The sequence below is a fragment of the Nocardiopsis sp. L17-MgMaSL7 genome (assembly GCF_003182025.1).
GTDB lineage: Bacteria > Actinomycetota > Actinomycetes > Streptosporangiales > Streptosporangiaceae > Nocardiopsis > Nocardiopsis prasina.
The window spans coordinates 159,762-173,782 of the sequence record NZ_QGTF01000003.1 but is presented as its reverse complement, the minus strand read 5'-3'; the positions used below and the strand labels follow the sequence as shown (position 1 = coordinate 173,782).

The following is a 14,021-nucleotide window of genomic DNA, read 5'->3' as shown; positions in this document are numbered from 1 at the left end:
CCCCGACAGTCTGAGACGATCCATGGCCCAGAAGCTCAATCGGATATCCCATCGTCTACGCTGGCGGCATGGACGCACTTTCGGACCTTCTGGACGGGGTCCGCGCCCGAGGGGCGCTCTTCAGCAGGTCGGTCATGAACCCGCCCTGGGCCGTGCGGTTCGCCCACAGCTCACCGCTCACACTGGTCACCATGGTGCGCGGACGGGCCTGGATCGTCCCGGAGGACGGCGAGCCTCTCGCGCTGGCCGCCGGGGACACCGCCATCCTGCGCGCTCCCGGCCCGCACACCGTCGCCCACCCCGCCACAGCACCGGTGACCTGTACGGTCCTGGACCGCGACACCTGCCTGGGGCCGGACGGCGCCGCCCTGCCCGAGGAGGCCAGCCAGGGACTGCGTACCTACGGCGAGTCCCCGGACTCCTCGGACCTCCTGCTCAGCGGCTACTACGAGGTCGCCGGTGACCTCAGTCAGCGTCTGGTCTCCGCGCTGCCGCCCGTCCTGGTCGTCCCGGGCGACGAGTGCCACGACTGGCTCCGCGACCTGATCACCGCCGAGATCGACTGCCCGGCCCCCGGCCAGCAACTGGTCCTGGACCGCCTGCTGGACCTGGCCCTGATCACCATGCTGCGCGCCTGGTTCGACCGCCCCGGGGCCCGTCCACCGGCCTGGTACACCGCGATGGACGACCCGGTGGTGGGCCAGGCGCTGCGCCTGATGCACAACCGCCCGGACGGCCCCTGGACCGTGGCCCTGCTGGCCGAACACTGCGGGGTCTCCCGTGCCACCCTGGCCCGCGACTTCCGCGCGCTGGTGGGGGTCCCGCCCATGACCTACCTGGCCGACTGGCGGGTGGGGCGGGCCGCCGACCTGCTCCGTGAGTCCGACACCACCGTGGAGGCGATCGCGCGCAGGGTCGGCTACTCCAACGCCTTCGCCCTGAGCGCGGCCTTCAAGCGGCTGCGCGGCACCACGCCCACCGAACACCGCCGGGCCGCGTCGGGCGCGCAGCGGCCTGCGCCGAGGGGTAAGGAGGACCTGGTGGGCGCCGCCCCCGTCCCGGGCGGCTGAGGCGGTCGACGGTCACCACGATCCGAACACCGTCCCGCGGTTCACCGAGGGCGTCGAGGCCCTCTGCCCGGTGGCCCAGGAGGTCGAGTTCGCCAGCAGGAGCGAACTCGGTCGGGACCAGGTCTTTACGCCCCTGGAAGGGCTGTGGCCCGGCAGCGCGGTTCCCGAGGCAGTTCCCGAGTGGGACCGGACGTCCGGGGCAGCCGCGACCCCTGCCAGGTCAGGTGTCCAGGGCCCGCGCCACCGCGGCCTGGAACCCGGACATCTCCGCCGCGCCGCCCTCGATCTCCCAGAGGCTGTCCTCCAGGACCCGCACCAGCGTCCAGGCGCGGGCCCGCTCGCGGTCCAGCCCCGCCACCTCGGCCAGCAGGTCGAAGCGGCGCCGGGTCTCCCGGACCGCGTCGCCGGTGGCCTCCGCCTCCTCCCACCGGTTGCGCAGCGCGGGCAGCAGCTCGAATCCCGCGTCGCCCACCAGCGGTTTGGGGTCGATGGCCAGCCACGGCCCCCGATCCGAACCGGGCAGCGGTGCCAGCACGTTCCCGTAGTGCAGGTCCCAGTGGAGCAGCCGGTCGCCGGGCTCGGTGGCCAGTTCTCGGGCGAGCCCCGCCCACCGTCCCAGGCGCGCACGGGTCCGCGCCTGCACCCGCTCGGAGCCGACCACGGCTTCGGCGTTGCGCGCCATGCGCAGCGCCATGGTCCCCAGATCGCGCATCCCGGGCGGCCCGGACCGGGCGCCGAGTCGGCCCAGCAGGGAGCCGATCACCCCCAGCGCCTCGTCCAGGGGTACGGAGTCCAGCCGCCGTGCGGGGTCCAGGGCCTCCAGCAGCATCGCCCCCGTTCCGGGGTCGTGGTCCAACAGCCGCACCGCGCCGTCACCGTTCCAGGCGCGCAGTGCCACGGGTTCACCCTCGGTCTCCTCGTCCACCGGCTGCACCTTGAGCACGGCCGGGGAACCGTCCGCCCGCTCCACCGGGACGACGAGCGCCACGGCGCCGTGCATGGGAGCCCCCGTGGGCCGCAGCCCCCACCGGTCGCACTGGCGGGCGGCCAACCGGGGCAGGTCCCGGGCCCACGCGGGGCCGAAGAACCGGTCGAGCGTCGCGGCGAGCGCTGGCGGAACGGGGATCGGGGGAGTGGTCTCGTCCATGGTTTCCTTGGTCCTTCGTCGTCGGTTCGTGACGAAGGAGTGTCGGCGGGGCACGTGCCTAACGCGTACCGGACACCGTCACCTTCCCGGGGGCCCGTCCATGGGCCCGTCGGCCCCGGCGGAGGGCCTCGACCATACCGGCCAGCGCGGGTTTGGGAGCGTGGTCGTCGTCGAAGGGAAGCGCGGCCGTGTACCCCGGGAACCACTCGGGGATCCACGAGTGCGCGTCGCTCACCCCCCACACGGTCACGCCCACGCACCGTGACACCGCCAGGCAGGACTCCAGGACGTGCCGGTACTCGTCGGCCTGGGCCGAGAGGTGCTCGTCGCTGGCCGGTTCGGGGATGCGCACGTCCAGTTCGCTGATCTCCACGTCCAGGCCCAGGTCGGCGAAGCGCCGCATGTTCTCGGCCAGGTCCTCGGGCACGTTCCCGTGCACGAAGTGGCCCTGGAACCCGATCCCGTGCAGCGGCACGCCCTGGTCCAGCAGGTCCGAGGCGAGCTCGTACAGGGCGTCGGCCTTCGCGCCGCTGCCCTCCACTCCGAACTCGTTGATGTAGAGCTTCGCCCCGGGGTCGGCGTCGTGCGCTGCCCGCAGCGCCTCGGCGACGTAGTCCTCGCCCAGAGTCTGGTACCAGAGGTTCTCGCGCAGCCGTGGGGAACCGTCCTCGAAGGGTTCGTTGACCACGTCCCATGAGGCGACCCGCCCCTGGTAGCGGCCCATCACCGCGCCGAAGTGCTCTCGCATCACCTCGCGCAGCTCGTCGGGGTCGAAGGACCCCTGCGCCAGCCAGGCCGGCAGCTGGTTGTGCCACAGCAGCGTGTGCCCGCGCACCGACAGCCCGTGGTCCTCGGCGAAGCCCACCACCGCGTCCGGTCCGCTCCAGTCGAAGGAACCGCGCTCGGGTTGGACGTACTGCCACTTCATGGTGTTCTCCGCCGTCACCGAGGTGTAGTGGTCGGTCACCACGTCCCGGTACTCGGTTTCGTGGGTCAGCGGGTTCACGGCCACGGCCACACCCAGCTCGATCCCGTGCGACCCCGCCAGGGCCGGGAGTTCACTCGACGGCTCCTGGCCCGGGCCGGGGAGGACCAACGCCAGCACCGCCACCACCAGGAAGACGACCACGCACACCGCTCCCGCCGAAAGCAGGACACCCCTTCCGCGCGTGGCCGAACGCCAGCCGTTCCGGACGGCCCCCCGCACCCCGTCGGCTCCCACCCTCTACCGGCCCCCGGCGGACACCGGGAACGCGGACAGGGCCCGCACGGTCAGCGTGCCCCGCCGGGTGGGCATCGCGGTGGGCCGCAGCCCGGGGGCCCGCTCCGCCAGCGCGCGCAGCGCGATCTCGCCCTCCAAGCGGGCCAGGGGAGCGCCCAGACAGTAGTGGGCCCCGCCGGAGAAGGACAGGTGCTCACCGGCGTCGGCCCGGGTGATGTCGAACCGGTCGGGGGCGGTGAAGTGCCCCGGGTCCCGGTTGGCCGATCCGATCAGGCACATGACCTGCTGACCGGCCCGTACCGGGACCCCCTGGACCTCGGTGTCCGTCCGGGACCAGCGTCCGGTGAGCTGGACGGGCGAGTCGAAGCGCAGGACCTCCTCGACGGCGCCGGTGGCCAGTCCGGGATCGGCGACCAGCCGCTCCCACTGTTCCCGGTGGCGCAGCAGCGCCATCACCCCGTTCCCGATCAGGTTCACCGTGGTCTCGAACCCGGCCACCAGCAGCAGACGGCACATCGCGCTCAGTTCGGCGGCGGTCAGCTCCCCGCCGTCGGTCTGCGCGACCAGAGTGGAGACCACGTCCTCGCGTGGTTCGGCTCGGCGGTCGGCCATCAGACGCGCGAACAACTGGTCCAATTCTGCCGTCGCGTCCTGGATCTCCCGCAGGTGACGCGCCGAGCTGGCCCCGTCGAGTGCCCCGCCGATCACGTAGCCGATCCGCACGAAGTCGGCGTCGTCGCGCTCGGGGACGCCCAGCAGGCGGCTGATCACCTTGATGGGCAGGGGCTGGGCGAAGTCGCGCATGAGGTCGAACCCGTCGCGGGCCAGGACCCCGTCGAGGAGGTCGGCGGTGATCTTCTCGATCTCGGCGCGGTACTCGGTCATGCGGCGCGGGCTGAACGCCGGGCGGGCGAGCTTGCGCAGCCGGGTGTGGTCCGGCGGGTCCCGTTGGAGGAAGGACAGGTCGACGACGCGGTACTGCTCGGGGACCTCGACGCCCTCGGGCGGCTCCACGCCGAAGTCGCGCGAGCGCAGGATCTCGTCCACGGCGGCCCGGGTGGTGGCGGCCCTGAACTGGAGCCTGCTGGCAACCACCGGGCCCTCCTCACGCATCCTGCGGTAGGTCGGGTAGGGGTTCTGCCGCCAGGGCCAGTGCAGGAGGCGGCTGGGGTGGTCGCCGCGCTGCGCCGTGAGCCACGACACGCCGTGGGCCAGACGGAGCTGGGCGTCGATACGGAGGGTGTCGAGTGTCCGCATGCTTGATGGCTCCTCTCGGTGACCCTCCGAGCCTAGGCCTCCCGGCCCCCGTACCCGGGGCGAACGCGGGAGTTGGCCGTCTGTGGCCAGGTGGGAACCGCGCCCCGGGGACCGCTCGTTCCTTCCGTTCGCGTCGTTGTCCACGAGAGTTCCCCGGCTCCCTCCTGCGGGTTCGCGCGAACCCCGGGGCACCGGGGCGGATCACACATCGTGACGGTGGTCCGGAGGGGGTGGCCAAGGCCTAGACTGGGGCCCCGTTCGGTAGGAAGACGCCGCAGAGCCGGAGGTTGAGGACGTTGGGGCCGCTAGAGAACTCTGATCCGGAGCGGGTCGGTCGGTACCGGCTGATCGGTCGCCTGGGCGCCGGTGGCATGGGTCAGGTGTTCTTCGGGCGCTCGGCCGGCGGCCGAGCGGTCGCGATCAAGCGCATCCACCCGCACCTGGCCAGCGACCCCTCCTTCCGGCAGAGGTTCGCCCGCGAGGTCACTGCGGCGCGTCAGGTCAGCGGGGCGTTCACCGCCCCGGTCATCGACGCCGGGCCCGACGACGAGGTGCCATGGCTGGTGACCTCCTACGTGCCCTCGCTTCCCCTGGACGAGGCGGTGCAGGCCCACGGCCCGCTGCCCGAGGCGAGCGTGCGGGTCCTGGCGGCGGGCCTGGCCGAGGCGCTGGCGGAGATCCACCGGGTCGGGCTGATCCACCGCGATCTCAAGCCCGGCAACGTGCTCCTGTCGGAGGACGGGCCCCGGGTGATCGACTTCGGTATCGCGCGGGCCACCGACGGCACCGCCGCGACCCAGTCGGTGATCGGCACGCCGGGGTTCATGAGCCCCGAGCAGGTGCAGGGTTCCGAGCTCACCCCCGCCAGCGACCTGTTCGCCTACGGTGCGGTGCTGGCTTTCGCGGCGGCTGGGACCGGGCCGTTCGGTGAGGGCAACATGCCCACGATGGTCATGCGCATCATCAGCCGGGAGCCGGACCTGTCCGCCGTCCCGGAGTCGCTGCGCCACCTGATCGCGGCCTGTCTGTCCAAGGACGTGCGGGGGCGGCCGGGGCCGGGCGAGATCCTCGACTACCTGGGTGACGTGCACGCCGGGTCCTCCTGGCTTCCTCCGGCCGTGATGATGGGCGTGCAGGAGCAGGTGGCCAAGGTCAACAAGGCCCTGGCGACCTCGGCGGGCGATCCCGGCGCGACCGGCGGCCACCAGCGGACCGAGGCCCTCGGCGCGGGCGGGGCCGCCGCGCTGGGCGGCGCGGCCGGAGCGGTGGCCGGAGCCGCCGCGGCGGGCGCCTTCGGGGACGACCAGTCCACGCAGGTGGCGCCGTCGGGCGGGTACGGGACGCAGGACCCCTCGGCGGGTGCGACCTCGGTGCTGGGCAACCAGCCGGGTGCTCCCCACCAGCCCACGGCGGGCTTCCCGGGGACCCAGGCGCCGGGTCAGCCCGGCCAGGTCCCGCCCACGGCCCAGTTCCAGCAGACGCAGCAGTACCAGCAGACCCAGCAGTACGGTCAGGGTGGCCAGGGCGGGCCGAGCGAGGAGGACCCCTACGCGGACCTCTACGGCGGGCGCCGCGACCAGCGCACCGACCCGCGCCAGCAGCCGGACGGCCAGTACCGCCAGGCCGAGCAACAGCGTCAGCGGCAGATGGAGCAGCAGCGCCAGCGCCAGGAGCAGCAACGTCGCTCCCAGGAACAGCAGGAGGAGCAGCGGCGCCGCCAGGAGGCCGAGCGCGCCCACCGCGACCGGATGCGGGCCGAGCAGGACGCCGCCCGCCGGGCCCAGGCCGAGGCGCGCCGTGCCGACCAGCCGGGGCTGTGGGGCTTCGTGAAGCTGCTGCCGCTGATGATCATCCCGCTGATCCAGATCCCCCTGGGGTACGGGGCGGCGCTGGCGTGGGCGTGGTTCACGGCCGAGGCCGATATGTGGACCGGCTCCGTCTTCTACTTCGAGCCGTGGAGCGTGGACGGGTTCCTCCACGCGATGATGCTGGGTTACTTCCTGCTCAACAACATGGTGTCCCTGGAGTATCTGATCCGCTCGCTGCGGACGTCCTTCGTGGTGGGCGCGGTGTTGGCGCTGGCCGCGATGGCCGCCACGAACTTCCTGTTGTTCAGCTTCGGCTTCTGGGGCTGACCTTCCGAACCGACCCTGAGCGAGGGGGTGGTGGGACCGCGCGGTCCCACCACCCCCTTCCTCGTCTCCGCGGGTCAGAGCAGGTAGAGGAAGACCACCAGGACGAGTCCGGCCACGGCGATCACCCAGGTGTAGGGCAAGGTGGAGAGCATGGACCGCTCGGGCCGCACCCCCGCGTACTGCGAGGCCCACACCGTCTGCGTGCTGGTGGGGTCGGACACCCCCAGCACCTGGCCGTAGGAGGCCATCAGCCCCAGCACGGCGGGAGCGGGGTAGATGTTCCCCGAGACGAGCACCCCGGCCACCCCCGCGCCGAGGCCGAAGATGTTCATCGGACCCCGGTAGAGGCTCAACGGCACCAGGAGCGCGAACACCAGGACGAACAGCCAGGGGCTGCTCGGGCTGATCAGTGTGACCACCGGGCTGAGCGCGGTGACCGCGCCGGGCAGTCCCACGGCGGCGAGCAGCATGCCGATCGCGATGAACAGCACGATGGGCGGGGCCGCCACGTCGAAGGCCCGGTAGAGGGTGCGCAGCGCCGTCGCGGACGCCTCCCGCCACGGGACGGCCGTGAACAGGGCGAAGACCACACCGGCCAGCAGTGACGGGATGATGGGGACCTCGAACCCCAGCGCCAGAACGATCGGGACCAGCGGTGTGACCAGCGCGTACCAGGGGGCGTCACCGCGCCGACGCCGCCGCTCGGCCGCCCGCTCCCGGCGGGTGGCGGGACGGTCGGAGCCGCCGCCGGACGCGGCGGGCACACGCACCGACCACGTGTGCCGTGCGCCCCTGCGCCGCATCTCGACGAGGATGTACGCCAGCCCGCCCACCAGGGCGATCGGGAACAGCCGCAGCTGGAAGTGCTGGACGGTGGAGACGGGCACGCCGATGGCGTCGGACAGGAACTGCCAGTTGATCAGTTCCAGGGGCACCCCGGCGGCAATCCCCACCAGCACGGTCCCCGCGGCGACGGTCGGGGTCACCCCCACGGCGATCATGGCGGGGATGCCGACGACACCGGCGAGCATCGCGGCCGGTGCGGAGCCGGTGATGCTGCCGCACAGGATCGCGACGAGGAACACCCCGACGGCCACGACCGAGGGGCGTTCACCGCCGAACTCCACGATCTTGCGGACCAGGGTCGAGGCGATGCCGGTCTCGGACATCAGGGTGCCCAGCCAGCTGCCCAGGAGGATGGCGATCATGGTCGCCGACAGGCGCGGTGCCCCCTCCTGGAGGACGGTCCCGACGACGCTGTCCTCCTCTCCGGTGAGCGGGGCTCCGGCGATCAGCGCGATCGCGACGGAGAGCAGGACGAGGGCGAACGCGGTGGGCAGGCGGCGGGTCAGCATGAGGCTGACGCCCACCGCCATGGCGAACAGGATGCCGAAGGCGGTCACGGGTGGTCTCCGGGAGGGGTGCTGGGTCCCGGCCGGTGCGGGCCCCTGTGGACGAGGGAGGCCGCGATGGCGGCCGTGAGCGCGATCGGGCTGCGGCGCAGGGAACAGCGGTGGTGGGCGTAGGCGTGCGCGGCGATCTCGTCGGCGCCGACCACGTGGCCGCGCAGGCGCAGCGGCCCGATCCGCAGCGCGGTGTGGTCGATCCTCCGGCGCAGGGCCCGGCCGCGCTCACCGTGCAGCAGGCGGTGCGCCTCCTCGTGGGCGAGTGCGGCCCGGCGCACGGCCGCGCGCGGGTAGTCCGGGCCCCACCCGGCGGCGCTGGCGACGCGCTGGGCGTAGTCGAGGGCGTCGGTGTAGACCACGACGAGGGACCCCGAGGAACGGTGCAGGTACTCGGCGAGCAGGATCTGGTCGGTGCGGACCCCGCCCCGGGCCTGCTCGGTCACCTCGACGTCCGTCACGTGCCCGGAGGCGTCCGGGACGTCGGCCATCTCGCGGCCGAACTCCAGGGCGTGTCCTGCCCAGGCGAGCAGGTCCGCCCGCTCCCGGCCCTCGTGAGTGGGGGTGAGTGCGAGCAGGTCGGCGGCGAGCTCCTCCTCCGGAGTACGCGCGATGCGCGCGTACCGCTCACGGAGGCTGGGACCGGGGCGCGGGTCCGGGCCGTCACCGGATCCCGGTACCGGGGCCGTCATCGGCGCCGCTCCATGAGGACAACCACGGGCTCCTCGGGGCCGCGCCGGGCGATCTCGGTCCCCGCCAGGGCCAGTAGGTGGCCGGGGTCCATCACTCCCGACAGGTCGGCGAGCTTGGGGCCGAGCAGGAGCCACACCGCGGGCGGCACGGCGCCGCCGTCACCGTAGACGGTGCGTTCGGCGACCAGGTCCCGCAGCGCCCCCTCGGCCTGCCCTGCGACGAGGGTGTCCACCTCGGCGTCGGCGCTGTGCAGCCGCACGACCCCCTCCGCGTCGACGACGCGCACGTGCGTGCGGGGGCGGGCGAACCGGCCGAGACGGCCGCCCGGGCGGCGGACCAGGCCCAGGACCCGGTACTGGCCGTTGGCGGCGAACTCGGTGAGGTCGCCGGGGCGGGCGTCCAGGCTGGCGGCGGCAGCGGCGCGCGCGGCCGCCTCGTCGGTGGTGGCCGCGCGGTCCTTGGCGCGCAGCGCGGTGGCGCCGGTGGCCACGGCGGTGACCAGGTTGCGCCGGGGGTCGACGGTGACGTCCACCTCCACTGCGGCCGGGTCGGCGCCCTGGTCGAGGACGGCGCGCTCGGCCTCGGTGCGCACGGTGAGGACGTCGGCGTGGGTGGCGTCGGGGATGATGCGCTCCACGGTCTCGCGGACCAGGGCCAGGGCCACGCCCAGGGGGCTGATCACCTCGCTGTGGGCGGCGATGCGCGCGGCCATGCCCGTGCGTTCGCCCAGGTAGGGGGTGACGGTGGCGGCGCCCCCGCCGCCGCCGACCAGTGAGCACACGTCGCGGTCCAGGCGGTAGTCGTCCACGAGGGCGTCCACCACCTCGGTGACGCGTTCGGTGGCGGTGTGCAGCACCCGGCGGGCGGCGGTCACCGCGTCGGTGCCCAGGGCCTGGGCCAGTGGTTCCAGGGCCAGCCTGGCGGTGGCGGCCTCCGAACGGGCGTGGTCGCCCTCGGGGACCAGCCCGGCGGCGTTGGCCGCGCAGGTGACGGTGAGGGCGAAGCGCCGTCCGCCGGCCTCCAGGACGGCGTGGTCGGCCGGGTCGGAGTCGAGCGGACTCACCAGGGCCAGGCGCGCGCCCCGCAGTTCCTCGGGGTCGGCGAAACAGGCGTAGGGGAGCCCGGCGATGTGCGCGCTGCGCGGGCCGACGCCGGTCAGGGAGGCCGCGCCGGGCGCCGTGCCGCTGATCCGGACCAGTGACCCGCCTCCGACACCGACGGTGCGCACGTCCAGCGCGGACAGGTAGGTCTCCCTGCCGCCCAGTTGGGTGTGGCGGATCTGCACGCGGCCGCGCCGGATGACGCTGATGTCGGTGGAGGTGCCCCCGGTCTCCAGGAAGACGCCCTCGCTCACCTTCTCTCCCATGAGGGCCCCGGCGACCCCGGCGGCGGGTCCGGACAGGACCGTGAGCAGGGGGCGGTGGCGCATCTCCGGCAGGGACATCACGCCGCCGTCGCAGCGCATCACCATCAGGGGCGCGCGCACCCCAGCCCGCTGGATGCTGCGTTCGACCAGGTCGGCGGTCTGGAGCATGCGGGGCATCACCCCGGCGTTGAGCGCGGCCGTGCGCGCCCGCTTGCCCAGGCCGTAGAGCCGGGTGATCTCGTGGGTGGCGGTGGCGGGCACTCCGCGCGCGCCCGCGGCCTCCAGTACGGACCGCTCGCCGGCGGGGTCGTCCACGCTGAACGGTTGCACCGCCACGACCACCTCCGCGCCCTCGGCGAGGACGGCGTCCACACTGGCCAGGGCGGCCTCGGTGCTCTCGGGGGCGCGCAGGGCGGCGTAGCGGACCGGGAGGGCGCGGCCGGAGTCGAGTCGCAGCTTGCCCAGGGAGCGCAGGCGCCGGTTGGCCAGGGCGTCGAATCCGGTGCCCACCCCCACGATCCCGATGGTGGCGACGTCACCCTCCAGCAGGGCGTTGGTGGCCTGGGTGGTGCCGTGCGCGAGGAAGCCGACGTCGTCGGCGCTCACACCGATGTCGTCGAGCAGCCGTTCCAGGGCGGTCATGATGCCGTGGGCGACGCCGTCGGCGTGGTCGTGGCTGGTGGGTACCTTGACCTGTCCCAGGAGGGCGTAGGTGGTGGCGCTGACGGCGACGGCGTCGGTGAAGGTTCCGCCGACGTCGATGCCGACGCGTACGGGGTCGCGGGCCGGGGGTGGTGTCGGGTCGCTCATGGGGGGCCTGTCTGTGCGGTGGTGCCTGGGGGGTTCAGCGTGCGCTGACGTCAGTAGCCGCGGACGTCGGGCCAGCTGCGCTCCACGCCGGTACGGTCCAGCAGCGCGGTGAAGTCCCGGAGGAGGTCGGTCTTCTCGTGCACGGAGTGCGGCGTGGTGTCGTGGTCCAGGGCGAAGGCGGCCAGCCGCCCGGCGGCTTCGCCGACGTTCCACTCCACGGGGTGCAGACGGAAGCAGCCGTTGGTGATGTGGGTGGTGCCGATGTTCTTGGCGGCGGGCAGGAGGTTGGTCGCGCGTTCGGTCAGGAGCGCTCCCATGGGGATCTCGAAGGGCACGCTGGCGATGTCCACGTAGTTGTCGCCGCCCGTGGAGGGGTGCAGGTCGATGCGGTAGCTGCCCACCCCCACCGAGTCGTGGCGCCGCACGATGCCGTGCGGTCCCCGCAGGTCGAGGGAGACGTCCTGCTCGGTGACGGTGGTGACGGCCCTGATCCGACGGGACTCGCGCACGTAGGCGGCCTTGGCCAGCCCGTGCGGTGCGCCGGTGACGTCGGGGCGGGGCCGGAGCCCGGGGAAGCCGGTGCCGCCGTCCGCCCGGGGAGCCTCGGTCTGGAGCCAGTACAGGACCGACAGCGAGAGCTGGCGGGCCTCCTCGTGGGCCCGGCGCACGGTGTCGGCGTCCACCACCCCCTCGATCTCCAGGGCGGGCAGGAGCCAGTAGTCGTTCAGCGGCCAGTTGGCCAGGGTGATGTCGGATGCGAAGGCGCCGGGGGCGTGCAGCCCACGGGCCAGGATCCTGCGGAACCCCCACAGTTCCTTGTCCCCGGCGTCGGCGCTCTGGTCGGCGTCGATTGCGAGCGGGTCCGTCCCGGGGTTGGGCACGAAGGTCCGCGCGACCGGCTCCAGGGTGCGGGGGTCGGGCGCGGAGAAGCCCACCAGCGGCCCGGGCCAGAAGTCCGGCCGGTAGGAACGCCAGAAGTCGTACATGGCCGGGCGCTCGATGGTGTGGTCCTCACCCTCGTGGTGGGACACGGCGAAGCAGTAGGTGATCCCCTGGAGGTTGGCGGGGTCGGCTGTCTCGGGTGCGTGCGGCTCGCCGTGCTCGGACCGGGCCTCGGCCCCGGTGACGTGGGCGATCCCGGCCATCGGCAGCAGGTCGCCGTCCTCGGTGGCGTCCAGGACGTAGGCGGCCTCGACGGTGTGCCGCCCGCCCTCGTGGTCCTCCAGGACCACCGCCCGGACGTGGTCGCCGTCAGCGCTGACCTCCACCGGGCGGTGGCGGAGCAGGACGGTGACGCGCCCCGCCGAGCGGTGGGGGGCCAGCATCTCCTCCAGCACGGCCAGGGCCACGCGGGGCTCGTGGCAGAGCTTGCTCACCCGGCCCGCGCCGGGGTTGAGGTCGCGCTCGGCGGCGGCCTCCGCGCGCAGGGGGTACACGCGCCGGTAGTGGTCGCGGATCCCCTCGCGCAGGCGTCGGTAGGAGGCGGTGCATCCGAACCGCTCGATCCACGGGTGCTCGTCCGGGGGTACGGCCTGGGAGGTGAGCTGGCCGCCGATCCAGTCGGTCGGCTCGGTGAGCACCACGCGGCGGCCGGAGTCGGCGGCGGCCAGGGCCGCGGCGACCCCGCCCAGTCCGGCGCCGACCACGAGGATCTCGGTACTGCTGCGGGTCATGTCAGTCCTTTCGGGGGTGGGGCATCGGGGGCCGGGCGAGGGTGGCGCCCTCGACCGGTTCGCAGGGCAAGAGTCGCCGGGTGGGGCCGCAGCGGTCACCCTCGATCAGACGCAGGAGCAGTCGGACCGCGTCGCGTCCCATCGCGCGCATCGGTACGACGAAGCCGCCGAAGTCCGCCCCTCCTCCCGGGGCCGTGCCCCGGGTTCCGGTGGGCGCGCCGAGCAGGGCCAGGGAGAGGTCCTCGGGGCAGCGCAGTCCCGCGCGGTCGACGGCGGCGCTCAGCCCGTCCAGGGCGGCCCCGGTGTCGGTCTGCTCGACCACCACTGCGGTGACGCCCGCCGCGCGCCAGTCCCGCAGCAGGGCGTCCAGGTCGCTGCCGTCGGTGCGCACCACCAGGTCGGCGGTGTCCAGCCCGGCCTCCCGGGCCCCCTTCAGGACCCCTTCCTCGCGGTCCGCCGACGCCGGGGCCTGGTCGTGTTCGCGCAGGTAGCGCAGGGTGCGGTGGCCCAGGGCGGCGAGCCGGGCCACCACCCCGGCCGAGGCCGACACGTAGTCCGCCCCGACATAGGGCACGCCGGGTTCGTCGCGGCGGCCGATGTAGACGAAGGGGAATCCGTCCTCGACCAGACGCCGGACGGGTTCCTCGGGCACGTGCCGGCCGAAGAACAGACAGCCGTCGGCCACCCGGACGCGACGGACGGCGGCGGGGTCGTCGGCGCGTTCGGCGGCGCGGGCCGAACCCGTGAACAGGATCAGGTCCTGTCCCTGGGCGGCCGCCTCCTCCTCCACCCCGACCAGGATCGGGTAGTAGGAGTGCGCCACGTCCGTGGGGAAGGTCGAGCTGAAGGTGTACAGGCCGAGCATGGCGTTGGTGGCCGAGGCCAGCCGGGTGGCGACGGGGTCGGGCACGTACCCGAGCTCCTCGGCCGCGTCCAGGACGCTCTGCCTTGTGGGCTTGGCCAGGGCCATGCCGGCGGGTGTGCCGCGCAGGACCAGGGAGACGGTGGCCTGGGAGACACCCGCCAGCCTGGCGATGTCGGACTGGCGGGGTCTGCGCCGTCCGGTCGGCCTGGGATGGTTCACCTGTCACTCCTCCGAGGGGGCGTGCTAATGCGCATTAGTCCATGACTGTGAGCTGGCTCATGCTTGGTGTCAAGGGGAGGAACGCCGATTTCCGGCAGGTGACCGCAGGGTTTCACTAATACGTATTAGGCCCTTGACCGGCGTATCGGCGCTGGTGAACA

General features: G+C 73.5%; 10 protein-coding genes. 2 read left to right on the top strand and 8 right to left on the bottom strand.

The window, feature by feature from the left end:
- Positions 1–68 precede the first annotated feature (68 nt).
- On the top strand, positions 69–1,070 hold the full coding sequence (locus tag BDW27_RS06160; RefSeq protein ID WP_051061260.1) for an AraC family transcriptional regulator: 1,002 nt from the start codon (positions 69–71) through the stop codon (positions 1,068–1,070).
- 220 nt (positions 1,071–1,290) lie between these two features.
- Here the strand turns inward: BDW27_RS06160 and BDW27_RS06155 are convergent, their stop codons facing one another.
- The 3 genes from BDW27_RS06155 to BDW27_RS06145 all read right to left on the bottom strand — a co-directional run bounded on the left by BDW27_RS06155 (position 1,291) and on the right by BDW27_RS06145 (position 4,696).
- Positions 1,291–2,217: an aminoglycoside phosphotransferase family protein gene (locus BDW27_RS06155; RefSeq protein ID WP_110048561.1), complete on the bottom strand. Its 927-nt coding sequence runs from the start codon at positions 2,215–2,217 to the stop codon at positions 1,291–1,293.
- 58 nt (positions 2,218–2,275) lie between these two features.
- Entirely contained in the window at positions 2,276–3,352 is a 1,077-nt protein-coding gene (locus tag BDW27_RS06150; RefSeq protein ID WP_304592158.1) for an endo-1,4-beta-xylanase, read from the bottom strand.
- A 90-nt stretch (positions 3,353–3,442) separates the two neighbouring features.
- A complete protein-coding gene (locus BDW27_RS06145; RefSeq protein ID WP_110048559.1) occupies positions 3,443–4,696 on the bottom strand; it encodes a cytochrome P450 in 1,254 nt (417 codons plus the stop codon).
- 296 nt (positions 4,697–4,992) lie between these two features.
- On the opposite strand from BDW27_RS06145, the gene BDW27_RS06140 reads away from it, so the two are divergent.
- Positions 4,993–6,831, top strand: coding sequence for a serine/threonine-protein kinase (locus BDW27_RS06140; RefSeq protein WP_110048558.1), 1,839 nt, complete (start codon positions 4,993–4,995; stop codon positions 6,829–6,831).
- 74 nt (positions 6,832–6,905) lie between these two features.
- Here BDW27_RS06140 and BDW27_RS06135 read toward each other — a convergent pair whose 3' ends face one another.
- Genes BDW27_RS06135 through BDW27_RS06115 form a run of 5 tightly spaced genes read right to left on the bottom strand, consistent with a single transcriptional unit; the run spans position 6,906 to position 13,860 of the window.
- Positions 6,906–8,234: a transporter gene (locus tag BDW27_RS06135; RefSeq protein ID WP_110048557.1), complete on the bottom strand. Its 1,329-nt coding sequence runs from the start codon at positions 8,232–8,234 to the stop codon at positions 6,906–6,908.
- Entirely contained in the window at positions 8,231–8,926 is a 696-nt protein-coding gene (locus BDW27_RS06130) for a hypothetical protein (RefSeq protein WP_199560556.1), read from the bottom strand. Before BDW27_RS06130 ends, BDW27_RS06135 begins: the two co-directional genes overlap by 4 nt.
- Entirely contained in the window at positions 8,923–11,103 is a 2,181-nt protein-coding gene (locus BDW27_RS06125) for a hydantoinase/oxoprolinase family protein (RefSeq protein WP_110048556.1), read from the bottom strand. Before BDW27_RS06125 ends, BDW27_RS06130 begins: the two co-directional genes overlap by 4 nt.
- Before the next feature lie 50 nt (positions 11,104–11,153).
- A complete protein-coding gene (locus BDW27_RS06120; RefSeq protein ID WP_110048555.1) occupies positions 11,154–12,776 on the bottom strand; it encodes an FAD-dependent oxidoreductase in 1,623 nt (540 codons plus the stop codon).
- 1 nt (position 12,777) lies between these two features.
- The gene (locus BDW27_RS06115; RefSeq protein ID WP_110048554.1) at positions 12,778–13,860 is read right to left on the bottom strand and encodes a LacI family DNA-binding transcriptional regulator; all 1,083 of its coding nucleotides are present in this window, start codon (positions 13,858–13,860) and stop codon (positions 12,778–12,780) included.
- Positions 13,861–14,021 lie beyond the last annotated feature (161 nt).

What these genes read in the sequence shown, in the direction of transcription:
- BDW27_RS06120 (WP_110048555.1), bottom strand. Translation starts at nt 12,776, where the DNA reads ATGACCCGCAGCAGTACCGAGATCCTCGTGGTCGGCGCCGGACTGGGC.
- BDW27_RS06155 (WP_110048561.1), bottom strand. Translation starts at nt 2,217, where the DNA reads ATGGACGAGACCACTCCCCCGATCCCCGTTCCGCCAGCGCTCGCCGCG.
- BDW27_RS06160 (WP_051061260.1), top strand. Translation starts at nt 69, where the DNA reads ATGGACGCACTTTCGGACCTTCTGGACGGGGTCCGCGCCCGAGGGGCG.
- BDW27_RS06125 (WP_110048556.1), bottom strand. Translation starts at nt 11,103, where the DNA reads ATGAGCGACCCGACACCACCCCCGGCCCGCGACCCCGTACGCGTCGGC.
- BDW27_RS06130 (WP_199560556.1), bottom strand. Translation starts at nt 8,926, where the DNA reads ATGACGGCCCCGGTACCGGGATCCGGTGACGGCCCGGACCCGCGCCCC.
- BDW27_RS06145 (WP_110048559.1), bottom strand. Translation starts at nt 4,696, where the DNA reads ATGCGGACACTCGACACCCTCCGTATCGACGCCCAGCTCCGTCTGGCC.